This window comes from Methylobacillus gramineus, assembly GCF_020532675.1.
In the GTDB taxonomy this organism is placed as follows: domain Bacteria; phylum Pseudomonadota; class Gammaproteobacteria; order Burkholderiales; family Methylophilaceae; genus Methylobacillus; species Methylobacillus gramineus.
In genome coordinates, this window is sequence record NZ_JAJAVE010000001.1 from 1,675,877 (window position 1) to 1,700,630 (window position 24,754).

Consider the following 24,754-nt stretch of genomic DNA (forward strand, 5'->3'; position numbering starts at 1 on the left):
ATCTCTTAACTAGTGAACTACTGGATTGTGGCGAATCCGGTGACATTAAAAATCGCTCTCCGCGATCAGGGTATTCCTGATTGACGAATGAGCTTCAGCCATGTGAACCAACACCTTGAATAGCCTGCATGCAACGCATGACAGACTATTCAAGCAAGGGCTACCAATAAAATAAATAACTGAATTCAAATCACTCATGGGTCTAGCTTACCTCACACTTATTCCTTTTATCGGGGCCGCATTCACCACTGTCAGCACCAGGCTGGGCAGATACTCCTCCGCGTGGGTGGCTGTGCTCACTACCATAGCCTCACTCTCCCTGATGTTACCCCTGATCAACGATGTCATGGCGGGTCAGACCATCATCCAGCAGACCAGCCAATGGATGCCCTCCCTGGGCCTGAATATCGCCTTCCGCCTGGATGGGCTGAGCCTGCTGTTTACCTTGATGATCCTGCTGATCGGCCTCGTCGTCATTATTTACGCACGTTACTACCTTTCTCCTCGCGACAGCATGGGACGCTTTTATGCCTATCTATTGCTGTTCATGGGCTCCATGCTGGGAATCGTGCTCTCGGAAAACATTCTTCAATTACTGATGTTCTGGGAATTAACCAGCCTTTCTTCTTTCCTGCTCATTAGTTACTGGCAGCAACGTGAAGAAGCCAGCCGTGGTGCACGCATGGCACTCGCCATCACGGGCGGTGGCGGCCTGGCCATGCTGGGCGGCTTTCTGCTTTTGGGGAAAATAGCGGGCAGCTATGAGCTCTCGGTCATACTGAGCGCGGGTGATGTGATCCGTCAACATGCGCTATACCCTTACATGCTGGTGTTGATTCTGCTGGGAGTATTTACCAAATCGGCCCAGTTTCCGTTTCATTTCTGGCTACCCAATGCCATGGCAGCACCCACACCGGTCTCGTCTTATCTACATTCCGCGACGATGGTCAAAGCTGGGATTTTCCTGTTGGCTCGTTTATTCCCGGCTTTATCCGGTACCCCTGAATGGACATGGATTGTCACGCTGACCGGGCTGATCACCTTTCTCACCGGTGCCTATATCGCCCTCTTCAAGCACGATATGAAAGCACTGCTGGCCTATTCCACCATCAGCCACTTAGGGTTGATCGTCATGCTGTTTGGCATCGGCACCCCTCTGGCTGTGGTAGCTGGCATCTTCCATATCATGAACCATGCCATATTCAAGGCTTCCCTGTTTATGCTGGCAGGTATTGTCGATCATGAAACCGGCACCCGCGATATGCGCCAGCTACGAGGTCTACGTCGATATATGCCCTATACGGCCTTGCTCACAGTGATTGCTGCCGCATCCATGGCCGGTATTCCTTTCTTCAATGGATTTCTGTCGAAGGAAATGTTCTTTGCCGAGACAGTAGAACATGGCAGCGGCATGGCACTCCCCTGGCTGCTACCCTTGGTTGTCACTATCGGCGGCATTTTTGCTGCGGCATACTCGATTCGCATTGCGCATAATGTGTTCTTCAATGGTGAGACCGAAGACCTGCCCAAAACACCGCACGAACCTTCTCGCGGCCTGCAGATCCCGGTGGAAATCCTGGTCGTCCTCTGTCTTCTGATTGGCATTTTCCCGGCACAGATTGCCGGGCCTTTGTTATCCGTGGTGGTTGCCAGCACCTTGCAGGCAACGCCACCCGAGTATCATCTGGCCATCTGGCATGGCATTAATCCAGCCCTGATCATGAGCATGATAGCTGTGGCTGGCGGAATATTGGTCTATCGCAGCCGCGAGCGTTTGTTCAAGCTGCAAGCGAGGTTTGACGGCGCATTTGAAGCCAAGCGTCTGTATAACGGGGCCATGCGCAGGCTATTTAACTGGTCCAGCAGCATTACCATGAATGCAGACAATCTATCCCAGAAACGTATGCTGTGGATCTTGTTTGTGGCCGCCATCGTCATGGGGGCGTCAGGTTTCATCGTGCATGACTCCCCCCTGGCTGGGACGCGCCCCATGCTGCCAATAGACCCAATGAGTGCCATGGTGGCGCTCATCATGATCGCGGCGGGGATCAGTACCGTTATCATGCACCAGCAGCGCTTCACTGCCCTGGTGCTAGTGAGTGCCGTGGGGTTGGGCGTTGCCCTGACCTTTATCAAGTTTTCAGCACCGGATCTGGCGCTGACCCAACTTTCCGTCGAGTTCATCACCGCAGTACTATTGTTGCTGGCATTGTTCTTCCTGCCGCAAACAACTCCTGACGAAACTGATCGCCTGCGCCAGGGGCGCGACATCGTGATTGCCCTGCTGGCAGGCAGTGGCGTGGCTGCACTCAGTTATGCCGTGCTCACACGGGAATACACTACCATTGCAGATTACTTTATCAGCAACAGTGTGTCCGGCGGTGGCGGGGCCAATGTAGTTAACGTACTGCTGGTTGATTTCCGCGGGTTCGATACCATGGGAGAGATCACCGTGCTTTCGCTGGCAGGTATTGGCATTTATGCCATGCTTGATAAGCTGAAACTACTTAGCCCCAAGCAAGATGCGGATGGTCGCCCATGGAATCCCGACACTCACCCCCTGATCATGTCGACCTTCAGCCGCTTGCTGCTTCCGCTCGCATTAATGGTCTCCATCTTCATATTGCTCCGTGGGCACAACCTGCCTGGTGGCGGCTTTATTGCCGGGCTGGTCACCTCAGTTGCCCTGATTGTGCAATATCTTGCCAACGGTGTGGAATGGACGCGCAGCAAGCTGCCATCCAATACCCACCCAGTCATAGGCAGTGGATTATTGATCGCAGCCACCACAGGCGTGGCCAGCTGGTATTTTGGTTACCCCTTCCTGACATCCACTTTCGATCATTTCTACATTCCGCTCCTGGGTGAGCTGGAACTAGCGTCAGCGATGGCATTTGACCTCGGGGTATATCTAGTAGTGGTAGGCACATCATTATTGATCCTGATCAATCTGGGTCTGATACACCAGGTGAGCTACCAGCCACGTACCGTCAAAAAAGCCCTGACAACACCGAGCGCCGCCACAGATAGCGGCAAGACCTCTTCCAGGTCTGCAGTCATCAAGAAGGTTATGCCATGGAAGCACTAATTTCATTACTCATAGGCGTACTCACCGCGGGCGGGGTTTATCTCTGTTTGCGTAGCCACACCTTCCCGGTGGTCTTGGGGCTGACGCTGCTGTCGTATGCCGTCAACCTGTTCCTATTCATGATGGGACGCCTGGTCATTGGTCAACCGCCTATTATCAGCGCCGATGCCAGCGGATATGCCGACCCAATTCCCCAGGCGCTGGTGCTGACTGCGATCGTGATCAGCTTCGCCATGACGGCATTTATCATTGTGCTGGCGTTAAAAGCGCGTACTGAAATGGGTAATGATCATGTCGATGGAAAGGATGTCAGTTGAACCACATTGCCATCGCCCCATTATTATTGCCGCTGTTTACCGGCATTTGCTTGCTGCTATTGCGCGAGCAGCGCATTTACGTCAAACGCATCATTGCCGGCATCAGTAATATTGCGTTGATTGTCATCGCCATTGAGTTATTGCTGCAGGTAGCGGATGGCACTATCTTGGTCTACGCCCTCAGCGACTGGGCAGCGCCCTATGGCATCACCCTGGTTGCAGACAGGCTGGCAGGATGGATGGTGCTGACCACTTCCATGTTATCCATCTTTGCCCTGATCTATGCCATGCATGGCGTAGACCGTGAAGGCAGGCATTTCCACATCATGTTCCAGCTACAACTATTTGGCCTGAACGGTGCATTTTTAACCGGAGACCTGTTCAACCTGTTCGTGTTTTTCGAGGTATTGCTGCTGGCATCCTACAGCCTGTTATTGCATGGCGGTGGACGCAAACGGATACGCTCGGGCCTGCACTTTGTCGTCATCAATGTCGTCGGATCTTCGCTGTTCCTGTTTGCAGTGGGGACGTTGTACGGCGTACTGGGCACACTCAATATGGCAGACCTTGCCGTCAAGGTAGCCGCCACACCGCCGGAAAACCTGGTATTGGTGCATAGCGCAGGCATGCTGCTATTCGCCGTATTCGCACTAAAGGCCGCCTTACTGCCATTCTACTTGTGGCTGCCTTCTGCCTACTCGCAAACCAGCGCACCTGCCGCTGCATTATTTGCCATCATGACCAAAGTTGGCGCTTATAGCATCTTGCGCGTGTACACCCTGATCTTCGGAGACCATGCCGGGCCGCTTGCCAACCTGTTGGATGGCTGGCTATTACCGATGGCACTGCTGACAATCGCCATCGGCACTTTCGGCTTGCTGGGCAGCAAACGCTTGCGCCAGCAGGTCGCCTATCTGGTGGTGATTTCTGCAGGCACACTGCTTACCTGTTTCAGCCTCAACTCGGAAGCAGGCATCGCGGCCGGGCTTTACTATTTGCCCCACACCACCTTTGCCACCGCAGCGCTGTTCCTGCTTGCCGACCTGATTGTCAAACGCCGTGGCTTGATGGAAGATCGACTGGATGCGGGCTATGTGATTACTCAGCAAAAGTTTCTTGGTGCAATATTTTTTACCTTAGCCATCCTTGCAGCAGGCTTGCCGCCACTCTCAGGGTTTCTCGGTAAGTTTATGCTGCTTCAAGCCGCACTGGATCATCCCGCGGTTGTGTTCATCATGACGATCGTCTTGCTGAATGGCCTACTGACGGTGATTGGACTAGCTCGCTCGGGAAGCCTGATGTTCTATGAAGCGCACGCCGTGGATAAATCCACCAATACCTATAACAAGCAAGAGCTACCTGAGCCACTGAACGTACGCGAACTGTTGCCCATCTTTGCCTTGCTAGGCTTATGTCTCGCCATGACACTATGGGCGGGTACCCTGACAAAATTCACCGCCGAGACCGCCGCCCAACTGCTGGATACAAAGTCCTATATAGAGGCAGTATTAGGGAAAGGAGCCCCATGATGCAAAGATTATTGCCCCACCCTTTATTGACCGTACTGCTGACACTAATCTGGCTGCTGCTCTCCAACAGCATCGCATTAGGCCAACTGGTGCTGGGCATGTTGCTGGGCTGGGCCATTCCGTTCTTTGCACTGCCATTCTGGCCAGACAAGGTCAAGGTACATAAACCTCTGACCCTGCTAAAGTTCACCTACATCCTGCTGCACGATATCGTGGAGGCCAATTTTATTGTGGCTGCGCGCATTCTTGGCAACCCGGCAAAACTGCGCCCGGCATTTATTGTGGTCCCTATCGACCTGGATTCTGATTTTGCGATGAGCATCCTTGCCAACACCACCTGCCTGACGCCAGGCTCACTCTCTGCGCTATTGGCACCTGACCGTAAAAGCATACTGGTGCATGCGATGGATGTAGAGGATGAAGAAGCCTTTATCCGTACCATCAAGACCCGCTATGAACAACCGCTGAAGGAGATTTTCGAGGAATGATCGCAATCGCCATCCACATTGCATTTGTGCTGGTATCTGCGGCGCTGGCACTCAACTTCTGGCGCCTGCTCAAAGGGCCAAGTGCCCCTGACCGTATCCTGGCGCTGGATACGCTATACATCAACACCATCGCCCTATTGGTCCTGTTCGGCATCCATATCGGCAGTGCGCTTTACTTTGAGGCCGCGCTGCTGATCGCATTGATGGGCTTTGTCGGTACGGTTGCCATGTGCAAATACCTGCTGCGCGGAGACATCATCGAATGAACACTCTGCTGGAAATCTTGTTGTCGGTACTGATTGTAGCCGGCGCCCTATTTACTTTTATCGGCTCACTGGGCCTGGCGCGCTTACGGGACTTTTATACCCGTTTGCACGGCCCCACCAAAGGCACTACGCTGGGGGTAGGTTGCCTGTTGATCGCATCCGCCATATTTTTCAGTACACGTGATGAAGGTATCAGCCTGCATGAAGGGCTCATCACGCTATTCCTGTTCATTACTGCCCCAATCAGCGCCCACCTGCTAGCCAAAGCAGCATTGCACCTCAAGGTTGAATCGCTGGTGCCGTTGCCGGATGAAGCGATAGAGCGCAAGAATAAACAGCATCAGCAGTACCATTCACTGGACTAAGGCGACACACAACCCCGCAACCTTAGCTAACATCGGCTAGTGCTGGCTAGTTTGTTGCGGCTCTTTTACCTGTGCCACTAGCTCACCTTCCGTATCCAGCACCTGCTGCTGGCGTTTTGGCGGTAACAGGAACAGCCCTGGCTGCTGGATAAAGCGTTTCAACAAGGTTTTCAGCAATAAGCGCCACTGCGCAAATGAGACCTTGCGTGACTTCATGGCCACATAGAGCGCCAGGCTAAAACTCACCACCAGGTTTGCAGTCCCGATCAGCCAGATACCCAGTATGGCGGTTACCAGCACCTGCCAACTGAACGCAAAATCCAATGCCATGAAGGAATAGCCGGTAAACGCGGATACAAAGGCAATATGGCGGATATCAATCGGCGCACCCAGCAACACACCCAGGCCAGACATCCCGCCCAGCAAGCAGCCGAAATAAAAGTTACCCGCCAGGGCACCAAGATTGTTTTCCACATAGCGTGCCACCCTGTCCAGCCTGTGGGTGCCTAAGAGCTTCTCTAGCCAGCGTAGCGCCCGCAAGCGTTGTGGGATTTTGTTGTAGACCGCAAGATTGTCGTGATAGCCCGCAATCAACCCCGACAGAAACAGGCAGACCCCGGCGATAGCCGCATAGAACACTGCTCCGCTATGCAATGGATCATTGGAATCCAGCAACTGATGTGCTTTTTCCGGGCTGATAAAATGCTCGCCCGTCACGCTGAGAATCACCCAGCCCACCAGCATAGCCATGGGTACCGCAAGCATCACATTGCCCAGAATTGCGATGGTCTGGCTACGAAAGGTCTGGGCGACAATATTCACCAGTTTGTCCAGGTTCTTGTTTCTACGGTCACTGGCATCAATGCTGGCTGCGATTGCCGCAGCAGTCATGGCAGGCTGCTTGGTGGCTACCGTGAAATGCAGGATATGGATCAAGACAAAGCCCAGTCCGTAATTCAGGCTGAACAGGATGGCCTCCGTGAGCGGCGCATAATGGTGTTTGGCTGCCATGATCTTGAGCATGCTCATAATGGCAATAATGACCCCAGCACCCATGGCCGAACGCATCAGGCCAAAATATTCGCTGCGTGTTTCCGTGATGTAATGCTCACCGGTACGGCTGGCATTCTCAGTCACGCGTAGCGCCATCAGCTCTACATTCTCACGAAAATGCTGCCGCACGTCATTCTTGTGCCGCTCTGCAGACACCAGAGTCTTGAACAGTTGCACAAATGCAATCCCGGCATCCTCCGCACTGCGTACCTGCTTGATAATGCCCAGCAGGCTTTCCAGGCGACGAATCTGCTGGCTCATGCGTTGCAGCAGAAAGGTCAATCGCACACTGGTACCAGTTTGTGAGCTATTGCGCCGGATCTTGGCAATCACTTGCCGACACTGATCCAGCATCACCAGGATATGGTCGACTTCATACTGTTTTTCCAACGGCAAAGCCAATAGCGCCTGCAGCTCTACACTCTGCGTGATAAAAGGAGAATCGTGATACTCAATTTCGGGATGATTGCGGATTAACTCCGGCTCCAGTCCTGATGCCGCCAAGCGATAAGAGAGTACCTGAGCGGACTCCAACACACTTTTCTGGCAGGCAAACACCTGATCCAGCTCAACCTCATGAAAACGCAGGGCGTGTATCAGTTGCAACCAGACTTCATCAGGAATGGCAGCCACCCATAGTTCATCCCCGGCTTTAGGGAAAACCTCTGCAAACACATCCTTGAGGTATGCCGGGTTCACCGCATCCGGCAGCAGCTTATGGCCGATTCTGCGCCAAAGCTCTGTGAAAAACCCACTATTAGGCTGTATGCCGGAATCAACATACAGGGAGATCGGCTTGCGACCACTCAACAGACTGACAATCGCATCGCGCAACAAGATGGCCTTTTGCGGATCACTGTTCAACACATGGCACAGCGCTTGAACTGCATGAGCTGCATCATCAGTGTCGCTCAGACTGGCAGGGCGTATTTCTGCCACAAGATCAGCAATCAACCGTGCAGCATTGGTGTTTTGTACTGTATACGTACTCAGTATCTTTTCCATCATCATCTTTGTTATCTACTCAATTTGATCACTTAGCAGGCGGCAAGCAAGTTGAACCAGCTTGCCATCCCATTTTCACTTGCTAACGACTTGCTCAGGGCACTGGATTCAGGTTGACTGACACCATCTTTTCCAGATTGACACGGCGAAAAGTGACCTCAATCGGCTGCCCCGCATGCTGCTGTGTCACTTGCTGCAATTGTTCAGGGGATTTCAGGCGTTGCGCAGCCAGTGCTATCAGTATATCGCCGACCACAATCCCAGCTTTTTCAGCAGGTGAGCCCGCAATGACTGCGAGCACGGTCAAGCCTGGATTGGCATCATCATTCCGTGGCTTCATCACATGCACCCCCAAGACTGGAGGCAACAGCTTGGCCCAATAGGTGGCAAAATAACTATAAATCTCAGCACTCTGGGCAGCATTCTCGGGATGCCTGGCTTGTTCCCGTATCTGCTGCATTTTCATTGCAGCCGTGGGTGATGCCAGCCGCTGAGTATAAACTACTACCGCCTCAGCCTTCACTTGACTGGCTTGTGCCAGCGCTTTGGATGGCAGTATATCGCCAGCTTCAAAGCGGGAATAACCCAACATTTCATAACCTTCGCGCAACATACGCTGATAGTCCTCAGTTTCAGCTACGCCTTTATATATCTTGGGGGTTGCGCTACTCGGACTCAGTTTGACGCCATGCAACTCACGCGGCGTGTAGGTACGCGTGTAGGGATTATCCTGTTCCGGCACTGATACTGTGGGAGTAGCAATGACAGGCTTATCGGGCACCGGCTCCTTGACGACAGGCTTGCTACAGGCAACCGCTAGCATTACAAACAGCAGGATTAAGAATATACGCATCATGCCTCCATTATCTAAGAATTGCAGATTGAGTAGTGCTTGGCCCACACATGCGGGACATCGCTGTGAGGGGTTCTAATGGTATGATGAAACCACAGTTTTTCACATCCGCGCCGTGGATATCACCCAATAAATTAACCTGATACATACAATATGGCAGATCAACTCATACGCATAGGATTAGTTTCCATCAGCGACCGCGCGTCCAGCGGTGAATATCAAGACAAAGGTATTCCATCGCTGCAGGCATGGTTAGGCAAAACCCTCACCACACCCTGGGAATCGACAGTACGTGTCATTCCCGATGAACAAGAGGAGATTGAGGCCACATTACGGGACCTGGTCGATTTCGACGGTTGCAGTCTCGTTCTCACCACAGGCGGCACTGGCCCGGCAATCCGGGATGTCACCCCGGAAGCCACCATGGCTGTCGCCGACAAGATCATGCCCGGATTTGGCGAACAGATGCGCCAGATCAGCCTCAACTTTGTACCCACTGCCATCTTGTCGCGCCAAATCGCCGTCATCCGCAAACGCAGCCTGATCATTAACCTACCAGGCCAGCCAAAATCCATCGCCCAGACACTGGAAGGTCTCAAGGACGAAGGAGGCAACATCACAGTCCCCGGTATTTTTGCCGCAGTACCTTACTGCCTGGATCTCATAGGCGCACCCTACATTGAAACCAATGCAGCCATCGTGGCATCGTTCCGCCCCAAATCTGCGCAAACACCTGCATCCTGATGGCGAGTGAATTTGACCTGATCCAGCGCCACTTCAACCGCCCTACTAGGCAAGCAGTGTTGGGGGTTGGCGATGATGCCGCATTGGTGCAGATCACCCCGGGCATGGAGCTCGCTGTTTCAGCTGACATGCTGGTAGCAAATACTCACTTCTTTGCTGATATTGATCCCTGGCTAATCGGCTGGAAATCACTGGCCGTCAATATCTCAGATATGGCTGCGATGGGAGCCTTGCCAAGGTGGGCTACGCTCGCCATCGCCCTGCCCCAGGCCGACGAAGATTGGGTCAAACAATTTTCTGCAGGTTTTTTTGCCTGTGCCGAACAATTCAAGGTTGACCTGATTGGCGGTGACACCACGCGCGGCCCTCTCACCATCAGTGTGCAGATCATGGGAGAAGTTCCCCCTGGTCAATCCCTGTTACGCAGCCTGGCTCATGTTGGCGATCAAATCTGGGTATCAGGACCCCTGGGAGATGCGGCCCTGGCCCTGGCGGGATTACAACAGCGTTACGCGCTGACCGATCAGGAACTAGCGTACTGTACCTCGGCGCTGCACCAACCTATCCCCCGTGTCGAACTGGGGCTGGGATTACGCGGTCTGGCACATAGTGCACTGGATATATCTGATGGTCTATTGGCCGATCTCGGCCATATCCTGGCGCGTTCAAACGTGGGGGCCGAGCTTTATCTCAACCGCATTCCAGTTTCAACAACAGTCAGCACCCACTTACAGCACGATGTAGTGCAGCAGATGGTACTCAGCGGGGGTGATGACTATGAACTGTGTTTTACCGCCAGACCGGAAAACCACAACCAGATTGCTGCCCTCGGCCAAGAGTTAGGATTGCCACTTCACGCTATCGGACACATTACCCGCGATCAAGGACTAAATGTACACGGAATGGATGGCACGATAATGATCATTGAGGAGAATGGCTTTGACCACTTCGCCTAACCTGCGCTTTCTACTCAGCCATCCTGCCCATTTTCTCGGTTTAGGTTTTGGGACCGGCCTGGCACCCAAGGCCCCCGGGACTTTTGGTACCCTGGCAGCCCTGCCCTTGTTTGCCTTGTTGATGCAGCTACCCGAGGCCAGTCACCTTGTCATCCTTGCATTCATTTTCCTGATTGGCATCCCCATCTGTGGCATCACTGGACGTAATCTCGGCGTCAGTGACCATGGCGGGATTGTCTGGGACGAAATCTTCGCCTATATGCTGGTACTGGAATTCACGCCAAAAGCCTGGGAATGGTGGCTGGTGGCATTCCTGCTGTTCCGGCTATTTGATATCTGGAAACCATTTCCCATCCGCCAGTGTGACCGTACGCTACATGGTGGTTTGGGCGTGATGTTTGACGACCTTCTGGCCGCCATTTATGCCATCGCCGCGTTGAAAGGACTGCAATGGCTAGTGATGCATTACTTTTAGCGCTATCAACAGAACTGGGCATAGCCCTCAAGGAAAAACACTGGCAGTTGGCATTAGCTGAATCCTGCACTGGTGGCTGGGCGGCACAATGCATCACGGCCGTTGCTGGTAGCTCATCCTGGTTTGATCGGGGATTTGTCAGTTACAGCAATGCGGCCAAGGAAGAAATGCTCGATGTCAGGCTCACCACACTGCAGACTTATGGGGCTGTGAGTGAAGAAACTGCACGGGAAATGGCGCTGGGTGCCTTGCAGCATAGCCATGCACAACTATCTGCGTCCATCACCGGCATTGCCGGGCCAGATGGTGGATCAACGCAAAAACCCGTAGGCACCGTGTGCTTTGGATGGGTACATGCAGATGGTCGCATTATCAGCAGCACCCATCACTTTCCAGGGGACAGGGAGGAAGTACGCAGACAGTCGGTAAAAACCGTGTTTGAAGGTCTGTTGCAACTTACCTTAGCCCCTGATTTATGAAATAATTGCAGGCTTTAGCAGGCTAATTGAAAAAGGTACTTACTGATGGATGAAAATAGAAGCAAAGCGCTAGCCGCGGCACTCTCGCAAATCGAGAAACAGTTCGGCAAAGGTTCTATCATGCGCATGGGTGACACCGACGTTGCTGCTGACATCCAGGCAGTATCTACTGGCTCACTGGGTCTTGATATCGCCCTAGGCATTGGTGGTCTGCCACGCGGTCGTATCGTGGAAATTTATGGTCCTGAGTCTTCAGGCAAAACCACCCTGACATTGTCTGTGATTGCACAGATGCAAAAGATTGGTGGTACGGCTGCCTTTATTGATGCAGAACATGCGCTGGATCCACAATACGCACAAAAACTCGGCGTCAATGTTTCCGAACTGCTGATTTCCCAGCCCGATACTGGCGAACAGGCACTGGAAATTGCTGACATGCTGGTACGTTCCGGCTCGGTCGACATCGTTGTCGTTGACTCTGTGGCAGCGCTGACACCCAAGGCTGAAATCGAAGGTGAAATGGGCGACTCCCATATGGGCTTGCAAGCCCGATTGATGTCCCAGGCCTTACGCAAACTGACTGCCAACATCAAGCGCACCAATACGCTGGTGATCTTCATCAACCAGATTCGTATGAAAATCGGTGTGATGTTCGGCAATCCTGAAACCACTACCGGCGGTAACGCCCTCAAGTTCTACGCTTCCGTCCGCCTGGATATCCGCCGCACTGGCGCGATCAAAAGGGGAGATGAAGTCATCGGCTCTGAAACACGCGTCAAGGTTGTGAAGAACAAGGTATCACCGCCATTCAAGCAGGCTGAGTTTGACATTCTGTATGGCGAAGGTATTTCACGCGAAGGCGAAATTGTGGAGCTGGGCGTCAACCTCAAGCTGGTTGAAAAAGCCGGTGCCTGGTATAGCTACAACGGCGAAAAGATAGGACAGGGCAAGGATAACTCGCGCGAGTTCCTGCGTGAACACCCAGAAATCGCCAATGAAATCGATGCCAAAATACGTGCTAATTCCAAGATGACCAATGCCCGCACCTCCACGGCGCCGGATGAAGACAACGAAGAAGAATAAACCTGCCATCAGCCTGCGCGAGCGGGCTTTGGCTTATCTGACCCGGCGTGAATACTCGTACCAGGAGCTGCAGCAAAAACTGCGGATGTATGCCAGTGAAGAGGATGACGTGCAAGCCTTGCTGGATGACTTTAAACAGCGCGGCTGGCTTTCTGATGCACGATATACCGAGCAGATAGTCCATGCGCGCAAGGGGCGTTTTGGCAGTTTACGTGTTGCACATGAGCTGCGAGAACATGGGGTTGCGGATGAGTTGATCGGCCAAGCAGTGGCAGAAGTACAAACCGATGAACTGGCAACTGCCACCAATGTTTATCGAAAGAAATTTGCCACTCCCCCACAAAGCCGGGAAGAGTGGGCTAAGCAAGCCAGGTTTTTGCAAGGCCGTGGATTTGGGTTTGAGATTATCCGCCAGGTGTTGCGTAATACGCCTGACGAAGACTAACTAAAGTACATACGCCATCCTGCTCATTGAATAGGGTGGCCTCTACAAAGATTTTTGAACATAACTTCTAGCAAGAAAACAGGTACATGAAGAGCAATCAGATTCGCCAGGCTTTCCTGGATTACTTCGCCTCCAAAGGGCACCAGATTGTCAGTTCCAGTTCACTGGTTCCCGCTGGCGACCCTACCCTGCTCTTCACCAATGCCGGGATGAACCAGTTCAAGGACGTGTTCCTCGGTTTTGACAAACGCCCCTACAATCGTGCGACATCCTCCCAAAAGTGTGTACGCGCAGGTGGCAAGCACAACGACCTGGAAAATGTTGGCTACACCGCACGCCATCACACCTTCTTTGAAATGCTGGGTAACTTCAGCTTTGGTGATTATTTCAAGCGTGATGCCATCAATTTTGCCTGGGAGTTATTGACCGAAGTATTCAAACTACCCAAGGACAAGCTTACTGTCACCGTATACGCAGAAGATGATGAGGCCTACGACATCTGGGCCAAGGAAATCGGCGTACCAGCGGAACGTATTATCCGCATCGGTGACAACAAGGGCGCACGTTATGCCTCAGACAACTTCTGGATGATGGGCGACACTGGCCCCTGTGGTCCTTGCAGTGAGATCTTCTATGACCATGGCGACCATATCTGGGGCGGCCCTCCAGGCAGCCCTGAAGAAGATGGCGATCGCTTCATCGAAATCTGGAATAACGTGTTCATGCAGTTTAACCGCGATGAGGCAGGCGTGATGCATCCCCTGCCAAAGCCCAGCGTGGATACTGGCATGGGGCTAGAACGTATTGCGGCAGTATTGCAAGGCGTACACAGCAACTACGAGATTGATCTGTTCCAAAGCCTGATCAAGGCTGCGGCTCGGGTCACCAATACACAAGACCTCGACAGCCCGTCACTCAAGGTACTGGCTGATCATATTCGCGCCTGTTCATTCCTGATTGCTGATGGCGTAATTCCCGGCAATGAAGGTCGCGGCTATGTATTACGCCGCATTATTCGCCGTGCCATCCGTCATGGTTACAAACTAGGTGCCCGCGCCGCATTCTTCCATAAGATGGTCATTGACCTGGTCACGGAAATGGGCGATGCCTATCCTGAACTGAAGAGCGGTGAGCAACGTATCACTGACATCCTGCGCCAGGAAGAAGAACGCTTCTTTGAAACCATTGAACATGGCATGGCCATCCTGGAAACTGAACTGGCTGAGATGGCCAAGCATGGCCATCAGGTGTTCAATGGCGAAACCGCTTTCAAACTTCATGACACCTTCGGCTTCCCTCTGGATTTGACCGCGGACGTCTGCCGCGAGCGTGAAGTCAGCGTAGACTCTGCTGCCTTTGATGCTGCCATGGCACGCCAGAAGGAACAGGCGCGCGCAGCTGGCAAGTTCAAGATGGCTACCAATCTTGAATATGATGGTGCTGCCACGACATTCCAGGGCTACGATACCCTTGAAGCTCAGGCCACAGTATTGGCTTTATACAAAGATGGTGCCGCAGTCGACACACTCAATGAAGGCGAGCTTGGTATCGTGGTCCTCAACAACACGCCTTTCTACGCTGAATCCGGTGGCCAGGTCGGTGACCAGGGCCTGCTCAAGGGTTCGGACGGCATCTTCCAGGTGGAAGATACGCAGAAAATCCAGGCCAATGTATTTGGGCATCATGGTGTACTCAGCACCGGCAAGCTGAGTGTAGGCACTGAAATCAGTGCTCGCGTGGACTTGGTGGCTCGCCATAGAACCATGCGCCACCACTCCGCCACCCACTTGATGCACAAGGCATTGCGCGAGGTCTTGGGCACACATGTGCAGCAGAAAGGTTCCTTGGTTGACCCGGACAAAACGCGTTTTGATTTCTCGCATAATGCCCCCGTCGGTGCTGAAGAAATTCGCCGCATAGAAACCATCGTCAATACCGAGATCCTGGCTAACGCTCCTACGCAAGCCCGGGTGATGGATATTGAATCTGCACAGAAAACCGGTGCCATGATGTTGTTCGGTGAGAAATATGGCGATGAAGTTCGCGTCATTGATATTGGCAGCAGCCGTGAACTTTGTGGCGGCACGCACGTTAGCCGCACTGGGGATATTGGACTGTTCAAAATCACTGCAGAGTCAGGCGTAGCGGCGGGTGTGCGTCGTATTGAAGCTGCCACTGGCGACGTAGCGCTACAACACATCCAGCAACAGCAGAATTTATTGGCTGATGCAGCTTCTGCCTTCAAGGCACCTGCGACTGAGCTGGCTGGCAAAATCAGCCAGACCCTGGAGCAGGTCAAGTCGCTTGAAAAGGAATTGGCCAGACTCAAGTCCAAGCTCGCCTCCTCACAAGGCGATGAACTGGCGGAACAGGCTGTGGACATCAATGGCGTCAAGGTATTGGCTGCCACACTAGAAGGTGCCGATGCCAATACACTGCGTGAAACCATGGATAAATTGAAGGACAAACTCAAAACCGCGACGATTGTGCTTGCCAGCGTCAATGCAGGCAAGGTCAGCGTTGCAGCAGGAGTGACCGCAGACACCATCGCCAGGATAAAGGCAGGGGATCTGGTCAACTTTGTCGCAAGCCAAGTAGGCGGCAAGGGTGGTGGCAAACCGGATATGGCCATGGCAGGCGGTACAGATGCCAGCCAGCTCCCTGCAGCCCTCGCCAGTGTCGCCAGCTGGGTTAAGGAAAAATTGAATTAAGCCGCCAATAGAGGCGTATTTCCCAACCTCTATTCGTGTTCATTGATGCTTCACTCTTGATACAGATATAAATATGGCACTCATCGTACAAAAATATGGCGGCACCTCAGTCGCCAATCCGGAACGCATCGGCAACGTGGCACGCCGCGTCGCCAGGCATAAAGCGCTGGGCCAACAAGTCGTGGTGGTGGTATCCGCGATGTCGGGCGAAACCAACCGCCTGATTGGACTGGCCAAGGAAGTCATGCCCAACCCAAGTCCACGCGAACTGGACGTACTGGTTTCCACAGGCGAGCAAGTCACCATTGCCTTGCTCGCGATGGCACTCCAGGAGTTAGGCGTAAAGGCAAAAAGCTACACTGGTAGCCAGGTGCGCATCCTGACAGACAACGCTCACACCAAGGCTCGCATCCTCAAGATCGATGAAGAGCGCATGCGGGAAGACCTGAACAATGGCTACGTCGTCGTCGTCGCCGGTTTCCAGGGCGTGGACGAAGCAGGCAATATCACTACCCTGGGTCGTGGAGGCTCAGACACAACGGGGGTTGCACTGGCCGCAGCATTAAAAGCCGACGAATGCCAGATTTACACCGATGTAGATGGCGTATACACCACCGATCCACGCGTCGTGCCAGAAGCACGCCGCCTGAAATCCGTGACCTTCGAGGAAATGCTGGAAATGGCCAGCCTGGGCTCCAAGGTACTGCAAATTCGCTCCGTCGAGTTTGCCGGTAAATACAAAGTCAAACTACGCGTGCTTTCCAGCTTTGAAGAAGAAGGCGAAGGCACGTTGATTACTTTTGAGGACGACAACAACATGGAACAACCCATCATCTCCGGCATCGCCTTTAACCGCGACGAAGCCAAAATTACCGTACTGGGCGTGCCAGACCGTCCAGGCATCGCCTATCAAATCCTGGGACCAGTGGCTGATGCCAATATCGACGTAGATATCATCACCCAGAACGTAGGCGCAGACGGCACCACCGACTTCACCTTCACCGTACATAAAAATGACCTGCAGAAAGCACTGGAAATCCTGCGTGACAAAGTACAAGGCCACATCGGCGCACGCGAGATCATTGGTGACGACAAAACCGCCAAGGTATCAGTCGTTGGCGTTGGTATGCGCTCGCACGTCGGCATCGCCAGCCAGATGTTCCGCACACTGGCTGAAGAAGGCATCAATATCCAGATGATTTCCACCTCCGAGATCAAAATCTCGGTCGTCATCGACGAGAAATACATGGAGTTGGCAGTCCGCGTATTGCATAAGGCTTTCGGACTAGAGGAAGTTTAAAGAATAGGCCGTTTTAGCGTTGATTTTTGCGGCGTATTCAAGTATTGTTACGCCCTCGTGCGGAGAGCTGGCCGAGTGGTCGAAGGCACTTCCCTGCTAAGGAAGCATACGGGCTTAAACCTGTATCGAGGGTTCGAATCCCTCGCTCTCCGCCACCTTAAATGGTGTGCAAAACGAGATAAATTTTTTGCTAGCATTAAATTTATCTTCACGTATAATGCACGCCTCACGCGCCCGTAGCTCAGCTGGATAGAGTACTTGGCTACGAACCAAGGGGTCAGGAGTTCGAATCTCTTCGGGCGCACCAAATTATAAGTAGTAAATCAACGGGGTAAGTGAATATCACTTACCCCGTTTTCTTTGCTGCGGTGACTTCTGTCATGGATCACTTTGTCAGCGGCTCTAATTGAGCATCAAAAGCAGAGCGTGAATTCCACATATACACCTTTCATCTGCTGCTATCAAACCTCTACAGCCATTACCGCATATTCCTAACCTGAATTTATATACAAAAAAATAGCGCCGAAACTGTCAGCGCTATTCTCCTTTTACGATAGACTTTTATATCGAGATAACCAATGTGCATAGGGTGGCGGTAGCACCCATGCCGGATCACTCTTTGCCAGTTCCTTCGCCGCATGGTACGGCCAATTTGGGTTCTCTAGATGTGCCCGTCCTATCATGGCCAGATCAAGCTGTTCACTGCGGATGGCCTGGTCAGCAAGTGTGGGGGCACCAAAGCCCCAGGCTGATGACACGGGTATTTTCGCTTCATTCCGGACGCGTTCAGCGATAGGCCCAAGAAAAGCGGGGCCCCATGGAATATGAGTCTCAGGGATGGTGAATCCAACACTCACACTCAACATATCCAGACCAATTTCACGCCATGCTTTGACTAGCTGAATAGACTCGCTCAGCGTTTCCTCATCTTTGCCATCATATTCAATGACACCAAACCTGGCGGTGAGCGGCAGATTCTCAGGCCAAACTTCTCTCACTGCGGCAAGCGTCTCGCGGGTGAATCTGGATCTGTTCTCAAAGCTACCACCATATTCATCAGTGCGATGATTGGAATGAGATGAAGTAAAACTCTGAGCCAGATATCCATGCGCAAAGTGGAGCTCCAGCCACTCAAACCCGGCATCCAGGGCACGACGAGCAGCTGCTACAAAATCTTGTTGTACTCGTTTGATATCATCAATCGTCATTTCAATCGGCACTCGGGGAAGGTCACCGCCAAATGCAATAGCAGATGGTCCAATCGACTGCCATGCACGTGGGTCATCAATCGATATATGGTCGTCCCCTTCCCATGGGATATTGGCACTTGCCTTACGGCCCGCATGTGCAATCTGGATGCCAGGAACCGCGCCCGCGGCTTTAATTTCTGCGGCTATTTCGCGTAATTTTTCAGCTTGAGCATCATTCCATATTCCCAGACAGTTTGGCGTGATACGCCCTTCTGGGGCCACACCAGTGGCCTCCACGATAACCAGCCCACTTCCACCTCGTGCCAGGCTCGCATAATGTGCTTTATGCCAATCATTCACAAAACCATCTTGCGCCATGTATTGGCACATTGGGGGGATGGCGATTCGATTTCTTAATGTAACGTCCTTCAATTGATATGAAGAAAATAGATCTGTCATATGATCCTCTTAATAGATATTCAGGGAATAGTACCTTGGAATAGCCGGCTTCATTATTCCATTGTTCGAATATAATGGAACTATGGAATAATATCAAGAGATGTGATAGATTTTGTCAATGCGACAAATCAAACACCCCAACATTGATCAGGTTGAACTAACGGACATCATGTATGCCCTCGCAGACCCTACTCGTCTGGAGATTGTTGTGCGCCTGGCACAAGCAGGCAGGAAGATGACTTGTGGCGAATTGGATCTGAATCGCCCCAAATCCAGCATGTCACATCACTTCAAGCTATTACGAAGTGCCGGGCTGGTTGAGACCTTGATTGATGGTACCGAGCACATGAACTCATTGAGGTTCGAGGAAATCGAGAAGAAATATCCAGGGGTTCTGCAATCTATACTGAAGGCATCCAAGGCCATCATTTAGGTGTACGGGATTAAGGGGATCACCCTGGCTGCAAAACACCATGGCGTTGTTTACGAAAGCAGGACCAATTCTTTTTTATTTTCGCCCTGTTTCAGATTGTTGCAATCTATTTGTCGGGCACGCGCCAAATAGATCAGGGTAGTAGCTGCATTCTTTTTAATCTTGAGTGTACCGACACTCTGCACCCACAGAATACATCTGCGGTGAATCAGTGATCATTCTCATAGTTTGTCAGTCATGCACCTCCATATAAAACATTCCCTTCCCAAAAACTACGCATTTGTATTGTGCACCTGCAATACGCCTTCAAAATCTGCAATGGGCACGGGACGGCTGAACAAATACCCCTGAAACGAATGACAGCCAATCTCGGCCAAATGAGTACGGTGCTCTTCGGTTTCTACGCCCTCGGCAATCACATGTAAATTCATGGCCCGCCCCAGCTCTACAAGTGTACGGACAATTGCCATATCGCTAGCGTCACTCAGCATATCGCGGACAAAAGATTGATCAATTTTGAGTTGGTCAAGTGGCAAATTCTTCAGATAACTTAAAGAGGAGTACCCGGTACCAAAGTCATCCAGAGACAAGCGCACGCCTTTGGCCTTGAGCAAATTCATTTTGGAGATGATATCGTCGACATCATTGACTAACATGCTCTCGGTCAACTCAAGCTTAAGCAAGGTAGGATCAATGCCGGAGCGATCTATCACGGAAATCACCTGACTAACGTAATCTGCTTGTTTGAATTGCAGCGCGCTGACATTCACCGCCATACATAAATGCGCGGTAACCGGGTTACTGGCCCAGGCCATTAATTGCGCACAGGCCGTGCCTAATACCCAATGCCCAATCGGCAGAATGAGTCCGGTTTGCTCCGCCAGTGGGATAAAATCAGCGGGCGACACCATGCCTTGTGTCGGATGCTTCCAGCGCAATAGCGCTTCTGCCCCCACAATCCGCCCCTCATCGCCAATTTGAGGTTGGTAATACAGCTCCAATTGGTTACCCAGAATAGCTTTACGCAAATCAGACTCCATCGCGCTACGCTGGGAAAGATCTGATTGCATCACCCACACCAGGGCATAGAGCAATCCCGCCACAATAGTGTTGTGGACCCAAGTGCCGGGTATACGCACTTCATTGCCTAGTTGATAGGAAGAAACCAAGCCCCACGGATTACTCGCAAAGAAAATAAAGGCACACAACGCTGCAACGATCATGCCATGACGAATCCACAGTTTGTCGCCTTTAAATACCAAAGAGGCAAAGAGCGCGATGACCAAAAAATAGTTATGGTTTGATCGCGGCGCTTCAGCCGTTGGCACATCAAGAAGGATGCAAAATACGCCAAGAATCAGGTATACAGCACAGAAAAGAATAATGGAGGCTGCTCGATTGTGCCCGCGCCATGTGAGTAAAGCGGTGCCAGTGGCGACTAAAGCCGACACTAGATTGATACTGCTAATAAGCCAGTTCTGACGCGCCACAAAGTAGATCCCCCAATACAGGGAAACAGCGCCAAGAACCAGACAGCTCAATAGCAAAGCTCGACGCATGCGCAAAGACTGCTTGGTATTTGTTATTGTATTTATAGCCATAGCTCAAGCCTCCACAAAGTGGTCGGAAATTCAATTGCTTTATTTCACGTTCATAGTAGAGACTTTTTGACACATACCTGCATTAAAAAGAAAAAAACCGTCAGTCATTAGACCGACCTGATAAATACTACAAGCTTACAATTGCATATCCTAGTTTGAAATACAGTGATGGCCCCAAACCTAACAAGGAAGCCATTGCCAACAGGATGCCCTTGTCATTATTGTCCTACAAGAACATCAGCTTTTTTCTGCTTCGCCAGTCATCATGAACTTTCTACAATCACCTCACTTACTCGCGCTGCCCATTCAGGGCTCACTTTAATTGAGGCTATTGAGATGTTTTCTAAAGATATTGAACAATCCATTTATGACAGTCTTCATTATGTAAAGACTCTGAAGACATTAAAGAATGATATTGCGCCTTATGCAAACATATTAACCGTGGAAGATGTACTGGATTTGATTGATCAACGGATTCAGGATGCTGAGCGCCAGTACAAATCGAGCAAACTGGCATTCAAGCTGGACTCTTACCTGCCCCATACCACCAAAGCCGCCTTGATTAACACTTGAAGACAGATGGATCTGTCAGCCTGGATCTGACGCAGCACCAAATAGAAAAGCTGGCAATGCCAGCTTTTCTATTGAGATGTAAGCCTATTTCACCGCTTACTTAATCGGTAAATACACCAGTTCCCCGCCCTTCATGTCTGGGATCAGCAGCGTTTTACCATCGCTTGATAGCGTAATATCCGCAGCAGACTGATGTCCTTTCGAAATCAATTGGGGCGTCGCTTTAGGCTCGCTCAGTTGCCAGACATTACCGCCTGCCCAATCGCTAACGTAAAGCAACCCATCGGTATCCCGCACCAAGCCATCCGCCCCACCAAAACCACTGTTAAGCAAGGTCACGGTGGCTTTTGCCTTGGCTGACGGTTCATTGAAAACCACCTGGAACAACTTCCCATTGCCAAAGTCAGCCACCAGCAGTTTGTTTGGACCATCCATCAATAAGCCATTGGGGCGCTTAATCCCTGATTGATCATTGATGATTTGCGTCACCTTGCCGTTTGGCGCGATCTTGTAAATAGCAGCATGCTTGCCATTATCGTCGCCACTGTCAGACACATAAACATTGCCTAAGCCATCAATCTCAATATCATTGAGGAAGATGGGTTTTTGCTGGAAATCAGCCGGTTTAGCAATAATCGTTTTGCTACCATCCAGCCCCACGCGCACCACGTGATCAACATCCGCAATGTACAACTGGTCATTGAACAGATCTATCCCTTTAGGATCATTCAAGCCATCGGCGAGAGTCTTGGTACTACCATCCTGGTTAATCACGGTGATCTTGCCGTCCCCATTTTTACCAAACTCGCCAATTTCAGTCACAAAAATGCGGCCATCTGAGTGCGCGATTGCAGACTCAGGCATTTTCAGGCCTGTGATTTTCTTGCCAGCAGAGGAAACCGGGGCATTTTTCTCGCCGTAGCTGATCCGGTAAATCACACCACTATAATCATCCGATACCAGCAAAGACCCATCATTCAACTGCAACACATCCGTCGGACGGCCCCATGCCTCTCCATCATTCAGCCAGCCATCAATAAACACCTCTGTGCTTTTTGGCTGATGATGCTCGTCAAACACCACGCGCATGAGTTGATAGCCAACCGGCTGGCTACGATTCCATGATCCATGCTGGGCGACAATGGCATTGCCCTGATACTCTGCGGGGAACTGTTTACCCGTATAAAACTTAAAACCCAGGTTGGCACTATGCGCCTGGAACTCAACCACTGGTGGAGTTACGTCCTGGGGCGGCTTCTTGTTCTGCCATTCTTTGGGGCGTGCATCACGCCCACCGAAGTAAGGGAAGCCAAAATGTAGTCCTGCTTTGGGAGCCGCATTCAATTCATCGTGGGGAATATCATCCCCCATCATATCCATGCCGTTATCGGTGAAATGCAAAACCCCAGTGCCTGGCTGGAAATCCATACCCACAGAATTTCTTACCCCCTTGGCAAAGGTCTCCACATGACCGCCATCAGGATCCATGCGCAGAATACTGGCCTCAACCCCTTGAGGATCACAAATATTGCAGGGTGCTCCTACTGTGACATAGAGCTTGTTATCTGGCCCAAAACTGATATAGCGCCAGCCATGGTGAGCCTTGTTGGGCAGCTTGTCATAAATCACCTCCCGCATCTGCTTAAAAGGTAAGTTGAGGTCAAAATCGGGAGCTGCATATCGCGCAATACGGTTTTGTTCTGCGACATACAAATTGCCATTGTGCATGGCAACCCCATTCCCCACGGAAAGATCATCCATCAAGGTCACTACCTGATCAGCCTTATGATCCTTGTTCTTATCAACCACGGCGTAGACTTTGTTGCCGCGCGTGCCCACATATACCGTGCCAGCCGTGCCTAATGCCATCTGGCGTGCGCCAGGCACTTCAGCATAGACCTCAACCTTGAATCCTGCAGGTACTTTCAAGCGGCTGAGATTGGCCTCTACATCCTTGGCATCAGCGTATGCCAAGCTGGCGCCCGCACCCAATGACAGCGCGACCATAATACGTATCAGGTTTATGCATTTTTTCATTGTTTATTTTGCTCCATAGATAATGATTCTCTATAACAGTATGCCCAAATGCGCTATCTCAATATATAGAAATATATTACTTACACAATTCCAGATAACGGAATACCGCTATCCTCAGTCAATTCTGACAAGTAAATCAGAAAACCCTCACTTCACAGACATTACTTACTTTCTTAAGATCAATACACACCTTCCAAGTCTGGAGCTGCATCATGTTCAAACTGACCATTTTCGAAGTCACACTGCTTGCCATTGTGATGCTCTGGATGTCATATAACTTTGCTTATTTATAATAAGTAATACGTTATTTCACTGTTGAACATGCCAACGCTGGCTGTCAATCAGCCAACTCCTACACAAGCTTCGGACTATAGCCACTTCAACGTTTAATCAATTCTTCATACGATATGCGTAAACTGATTTTGAGTGACGAATTTCGGAAGGAAGTACCATGTGTAGAGGCGTTAAATTTACTGATGCGTCAGGCCTAGAGACGAAGATTTTATTTCCCCATTTAACATCCGCTTTACCGATCAAATATAAAGACGGAAAAATCAAATGGTTACGCTGGGGTAATAATCTGGAGGAAAAAGAAGGCGGATTCTTTGTTGGTGGCTGGGCCCGCAAGACCTCGCTCGACCAGGGCAAGTGGGACAAGCTTAAACCTGAAAAGGTCAACATCATGGCCCATGAATTCATGGGCAAAGACCAATCCAGAATATCGCACTGGATTGACATCCCGGAAGGTCATGCTATTCAGGGCGTGATCGCCACTCATCACAATGAACGCCGTATTTATGTGGTCACCACAGAGCCGCCAGAGGAATATGCATGGATAGGTGATCGCTGGCCATTGATTGCGCCTGTCAGTCACTGACACAGTTTGATAATGAAAAGCCCCAGTCTCAAATCGCTGGGGCTTTTTATTGGCTTGAAGGACTATTTTTTACCAGGTAACGCACAGTACTGGTTGAAGTCCTCTGCACTCTCACTGAATTTGGATTCCGGCGTTTGTACAATCACCGAAAAATTCTTGGGTGTCGTGTAATTCCCCGCCTCATCCTTCACTGAATACTGACCACATACCACCGTTGTTTCTCCATGATCGACTTTTTCCATCTGATCAAACTTGGCAGTTTCAGAATTCTCAATTTCCTTTAATGCCGCGGCTTTGGCCATATCAATTGCATTTCCATCCACCATGCGGATTTGTGTAAAGGCAACCCACACTAGGATGAGCAGAATAATTCCGGCAAAAAACTTTGATTTTGACAAACGCATAGAATCCCTTGTAATGTTGATGA

General features: G+C 51.2%; 23 protein-coding genes and 2 tRNA genes. 19 read left to right on the top strand and 6 right to left on the bottom strand.

Annotated features, from left to right (window positions below; translation table 11 throughout):
• Window positions 1-196: 196 nt before the first annotated feature.
• Genes LG201_RS07830 through LG201_RS07855 form a run of 6 tightly spaced genes read left to right on the top strand, consistent with a single transcriptional unit; the run spans window position 197 to window position 6,053 of the window.
• Window positions 197-3,088, top strand: a complete 2,892-nt coding sequence (locus tag LG201_RS07830) for a monovalent cation/H+ antiporter subunit A (RefSeq protein ID WP_226771598.1) — start codon at window positions 197-199, stop codon at window positions 3,086-3,088.
• Window positions 3,076-3,405, top strand: a complete 330-nt coding sequence (locus tag LG201_RS07835) for a Na+/H+ antiporter subunit C (protein ID WP_226771599.1) — start codon at window positions 3,076-3,078, stop codon at window positions 3,403-3,405. The genes LG201_RS07830 and LG201_RS07835 overlap by 13 nt, the downstream gene beginning before the upstream one ends.
• Complete coding sequence (locus LG201_RS07840; protein WP_226771600.1) at window positions 3,402-4,934, top strand: monovalent cation/H+ antiporter subunit D; 1,533 nt, start codon at window positions 3,402-3,404, stop codon at window positions 4,932-4,934. Before LG201_RS07835 ends, LG201_RS07840 begins: the two co-directional genes overlap by 4 nt.
• Entirely contained in the window at window positions 4,931-5,422 is a 492-nt protein-coding gene (locus LG201_RS07845) for a Na+/H+ antiporter subunit E (RefSeq protein WP_264193274.1), read from the top strand. The genes LG201_RS07840 and LG201_RS07845 overlap by 4 nt, the downstream gene beginning before the upstream one ends.
• Window positions 5,419-5,688, top strand: a complete 270-nt coding sequence (locus tag LG201_RS07850; protein ID WP_226771601.1) for a K+/H+ antiporter subunit F — start codon at window positions 5,419-5,421, stop codon at window positions 5,686-5,688. The genes LG201_RS07845 and LG201_RS07850 overlap by 4 nt, the downstream gene beginning before the upstream one ends.
• A complete protein-coding gene (locus tag LG201_RS07855; RefSeq protein ID WP_226771602.1) occupies window positions 5,685-6,053 on the top strand; it encodes a Na+/H+ antiporter subunit G in 369 nt (122 codons plus the stop codon). Before LG201_RS07850 ends, LG201_RS07855 begins: the two co-directional genes overlap by 4 nt.
• Window positions 6,054-6,089: 36 nt before the next feature.
• Here the strand turns inward: LG201_RS07855 and LG201_RS07860 are convergent, their stop codons facing one another.
• Both LG201_RS07860 and LG201_RS07865 read right to left on the bottom strand, forming a co-directional pair.
• Window positions 6,090-8,114 carry a site-specific recombinase gene (locus tag LG201_RS07860; protein ID WP_226771603.1) on the bottom strand — a complete coding sequence of 675 codons (2,025 nt, stop codon included), beginning with the start codon at window positions 8,112-8,114 and terminating at the stop codon, window positions 6,090-6,092.
• Window positions 8,115-8,205: 91 nt separating this feature from the next.
• Window positions 8,206-8,967 carry a PDZ domain-containing protein gene (locus LG201_RS07865; protein WP_226771604.1) on the bottom strand — a complete coding sequence of 254 codons (762 nt, stop codon included), beginning with the start codon at window positions 8,965-8,967 and terminating at the stop codon, window positions 8,206-8,208.
• Window positions 8,968-9,117: 150 nt separating this feature from the next.
• Here LG201_RS07865 and mog point away from each other — a divergent pair, with 150 nt between their 5' ends.
• The 10 genes from mog to LG201_RS07915 all read left to right on the top strand — a co-directional run bounded on the left by mog (window position 9,118) and on the right by LG201_RS07915 (window position 17,464).
• Window positions 9,118-9,708, top strand: coding sequence for a molybdopterin adenylyltransferase (gene mog / locus LG201_RS07870; RefSeq protein ID WP_226771605.1), 591 nt, complete (start codon window positions 9,118-9,120; stop codon window positions 9,706-9,708).
• Window positions 9,708-10,664 (top strand): thiamine-phosphate kinase, encoded by a 957-nt coding sequence (gene thiL / locus LG201_RS07875; protein WP_226771606.1) that lies wholly within the window; start codon window positions 9,708-9,710, stop codon window positions 10,662-10,664. Before mog ends, thiL begins: the two co-directional genes overlap by 1 nt.
• On the top strand, window positions 10,642-11,139 hold the full coding sequence (locus LG201_RS07880) for a phosphatidylglycerophosphatase A family protein (RefSeq protein ID WP_226771607.1): 498 nt from the start codon (window positions 10,642-10,644) through the stop codon (window positions 11,137-11,139). Before thiL ends, LG201_RS07880 begins: the two co-directional genes overlap by 23 nt.
• Window positions 11,115-11,618, top strand: a complete 504-nt coding sequence (locus LG201_RS07885) for a CinA family protein (RefSeq protein WP_226771608.1) — start codon at window positions 11,115-11,117, stop codon at window positions 11,616-11,618. Before LG201_RS07880 ends, LG201_RS07885 begins: the two co-directional genes overlap by 25 nt.
• 45 nt (window positions 11,619-11,663) lie before the next feature.
• Window positions 11,664-12,701 carry a recombinase RecA gene (gene recA / locus LG201_RS07890; RefSeq protein WP_226771609.1) on the top strand — a complete coding sequence of 346 codons (1,038 nt, stop codon included), beginning with the start codon at window positions 11,664-11,666 and terminating at the stop codon, window positions 12,699-12,701.
• Complete coding sequence (gene recX / locus LG201_RS07895; protein WP_226771610.1) at window positions 12,679-13,146, top strand: recombination regulator RecX; 468 nt, start codon at window positions 12,679-12,681, stop codon at window positions 13,144-13,146. Before recA ends, recX begins: the two co-directional genes overlap by 23 nt.
• Window positions 13,147-13,232: 86 nt before the next feature.
• Complete coding sequence (gene alaS, locus LG201_RS07900; RefSeq protein WP_226771611.1) at window positions 13,233-15,857, top strand: alanine--tRNA ligase; 2,625 nt, start codon at window positions 13,233-13,235, stop codon at window positions 15,855-15,857.
• A gap of 73 nt (window positions 15,858-15,930) precedes the next feature.
• The gene (locus LG201_RS07905) at window positions 15,931-17,157 is read left to right on the top strand and encodes an aspartate kinase (RefSeq protein ID WP_226771612.1); all 1,227 of its coding nucleotides are present in this window, start codon (window positions 15,931-15,933) and stop codon (window positions 17,155-17,157) included.
• Window positions 17,158-17,218: 61 nt separating this feature from the next.
• Window positions 17,219-17,312: transfer RNA gene (locus LG201_RS07910), tRNA-Ser, on the top strand.
• Window positions 17,313-17,387: 75 nt separating this feature from the next.
• Window positions 17,388-17,464, top strand: a tRNA-Arg gene (locus tag LG201_RS07915).
• A gap of 241 nt (window positions 17,465-17,705) precedes the next feature.
• On the opposite strand, the gene LG201_RS07920 is transcribed toward LG201_RS07915, so the two are convergent.
• Window positions 17,706-18,806 (bottom strand): NADH:flavin oxidoreductase/NADH oxidase, encoded by a 1,101-nt coding sequence (locus LG201_RS07920; RefSeq protein WP_226771613.1) that lies wholly within the window; start codon window positions 18,804-18,806, stop codon window positions 17,706-17,708.
• Window positions 18,807-18,924: 118 nt separating this feature from the next.
• On the opposite strand from LG201_RS07920, the gene LG201_RS07925 reads away from it, so the two are divergent.
• Window positions 18,925-19,239, top strand: coding sequence for an ArsR/SmtB family transcription factor (locus tag LG201_RS07925; RefSeq protein ID WP_226771614.1), 315 nt, complete (start codon window positions 18,925-18,927; stop codon window positions 19,237-19,239).
• A 272-nt stretch (window positions 19,240-19,511) separates the two neighbouring features.
• Here the strand turns inward: LG201_RS07925 and LG201_RS07930 are convergent, their stop codons facing one another.
• Window positions 19,512-20,840 (bottom strand): putative bifunctional diguanylate cyclase/phosphodiesterase, encoded by a 1,329-nt coding sequence (locus LG201_RS07930; protein WP_226771615.1) that lies wholly within the window; start codon window positions 20,838-20,840, stop codon window positions 19,512-19,514.
• A 336-nt stretch (window positions 20,841-21,176) separates the two neighbouring features.
• Here LG201_RS07930 and LG201_RS07935 point away from each other — a divergent pair, with 336 nt between their 5' ends.
• Complete coding sequence (locus LG201_RS07935) at window positions 21,177-21,413, top strand: hypothetical protein (protein WP_226771616.1); 237 nt, start codon at window positions 21,177-21,179, stop codon at window positions 21,411-21,413.
• Window positions 21,414-21,509: 96 nt separating this feature from the next.
• Here the strand turns inward: LG201_RS07935 and LG201_RS07940 are convergent, their stop codons facing one another.
• The gene (locus LG201_RS07940) at window positions 21,510-23,450 is read right to left on the bottom strand and encodes an SMP-30/gluconolactonase/LRE family protein (RefSeq protein WP_226771617.1); all 1,941 of its coding nucleotides are present in this window, start codon (window positions 23,448-23,450) and stop codon (window positions 21,510-21,512) included.
• Between the two features lie 451 nt (window positions 23,451-23,901).
• On the opposite strand from LG201_RS07940, the gene LG201_RS07945 reads away from it, so the two are divergent.
• Complete coding sequence (locus tag LG201_RS07945) at window positions 23,902-24,327, top strand: hypothetical protein (RefSeq protein WP_226771618.1); 426 nt, start codon at window positions 23,902-23,904, stop codon at window positions 24,325-24,327.
• A gap of 62 nt (window positions 24,328-24,389) precedes the next feature.
• Here LG201_RS07945 and LG201_RS07950 read toward each other — a convergent pair whose 3' ends face one another.
• The gene (locus tag LG201_RS07950; protein WP_226771619.1) at window positions 24,390-24,725 is read right to left on the bottom strand and encodes a hypothetical protein; all 336 of its coding nucleotides are present in this window, start codon (window positions 24,723-24,725) and stop codon (window positions 24,390-24,392) included.
• Window positions 24,726-24,754: the final 29 nt, after the last annotated feature.

Coding starts and splice junctions, on each gene's coding strand:
- LG201_RS07830 (WP_226771598.1), top strand. CDS start 197: ATGGGTCTAGCTTACCTCACACTTATTCCTTTTATCGGGGCCGCATTC.
- LG201_RS07835 (WP_226771599.1), top strand. CDS start 3,076: ATGGAAGCACTAATTTCATTACTCATAGGCGTACTCACCGCGGGCGGG.
- LG201_RS07845 (WP_264193274.1), top strand. CDS start 4,931: ATGATGCAAAGATTATTGCCCCACCCTTTATTGACCGTACTGCTGACA.
- LG201_RS07850 (WP_226771601.1), top strand. CDS start 5,419: ATGATCGCAATCGCCATCCACATTGCATTTGTGCTGGTATCTGCGGCG.
- LG201_RS07855 (WP_226771602.1), top strand. CDS start 5,685: ATGAACACTCTGCTGGAAATCTTGTTGTCGGTACTGATTGTAGCCGGC.
- LG201_RS07860 (WP_226771603.1), bottom strand. CDS start 8,114: ATGATGGAAAAGATACTGAGTACGTATACAGTACAAAACACCAATGCT.
- LG201_RS07865 (WP_226771604.1), bottom strand. CDS start 8,967: ATGATGCGTATATTCTTAATCCTGCTGTTTGTAATGCTAGCGGTTGCC.
- mog (WP_226771605.1), top strand. CDS start 9,118: ATGGCAGATCAACTCATACGCATAGGATTAGTTTCCATCAGCGACCGC.
- thiL (WP_226771606.1), top strand. CDS start 9,708: ATGGCGAGTGAATTTGACCTGATCCAGCGCCACTTCAACCGCCCTACT.
- LG201_RS07880 (WP_226771607.1), top strand. CDS start 10,642: ATGGCTTTGACCACTTCGCCTAACCTGCGCTTTCTACTCAGCCATCCT.
- LG201_RS07885 (WP_226771608.1), top strand. CDS start 11,115: ATGGCTAGTGATGCATTACTTTTAGCGCTATCAACAGAACTGGGCATA.
- recA (WP_226771609.1), top strand. CDS start 11,664: ATGGATGAAAATAGAAGCAAAGCGCTAGCCGCGGCACTCTCGCAAATC.
- recX (WP_226771610.1), top strand. CDS start 12,679: ATGAAGACAACGAAGAAGAATAAACCTGCCATCAGCCTGCGCGAGCGG.
- alaS (WP_226771611.1), top strand. CDS start 13,233: ATGAAGAGCAATCAGATTCGCCAGGCTTTCCTGGATTACTTCGCCTCC.
- LG201_RS07905 (WP_226771612.1), top strand. CDS start 15,931: ATGGCACTCATCGTACAAAAATATGGCGGCACCTCAGTCGCCAATCCG.
- LG201_RS07920 (WP_226771613.1), bottom strand. CDS start 18,806: ATGACAGATCTATTTTCTTCATATCAATTGAAGGACGTTACATTAAGA.
- LG201_RS07925 (WP_226771614.1), top strand. CDS start 18,925: ATGCGACAAATCAAACACCCCAACATTGATCAGGTTGAACTAACGGAC.
- LG201_RS07930 (WP_226771615.1), bottom strand. CDS start 20,840: ATGGCTATAAATACAATAACAAATACCAAGCAGTCTTTGCGCATGCGT.
- LG201_RS07935 (WP_226771616.1), top strand. CDS start 21,177: ATGTTTTCTAAAGATATTGAACAATCCATTTATGACAGTCTTCATTAT.
- LG201_RS07940 (WP_226771617.1), bottom strand. CDS start 23,450: ATGAAAAAATGCATAAACCTGATACGTATTATGGTCGCGCTGTCATTG.
- LG201_RS07945 (WP_226771618.1), top strand. CDS start 23,902: ATGTGTAGAGGCGTTAAATTTACTGATGCGTCAGGCCTAGAGACGAAG.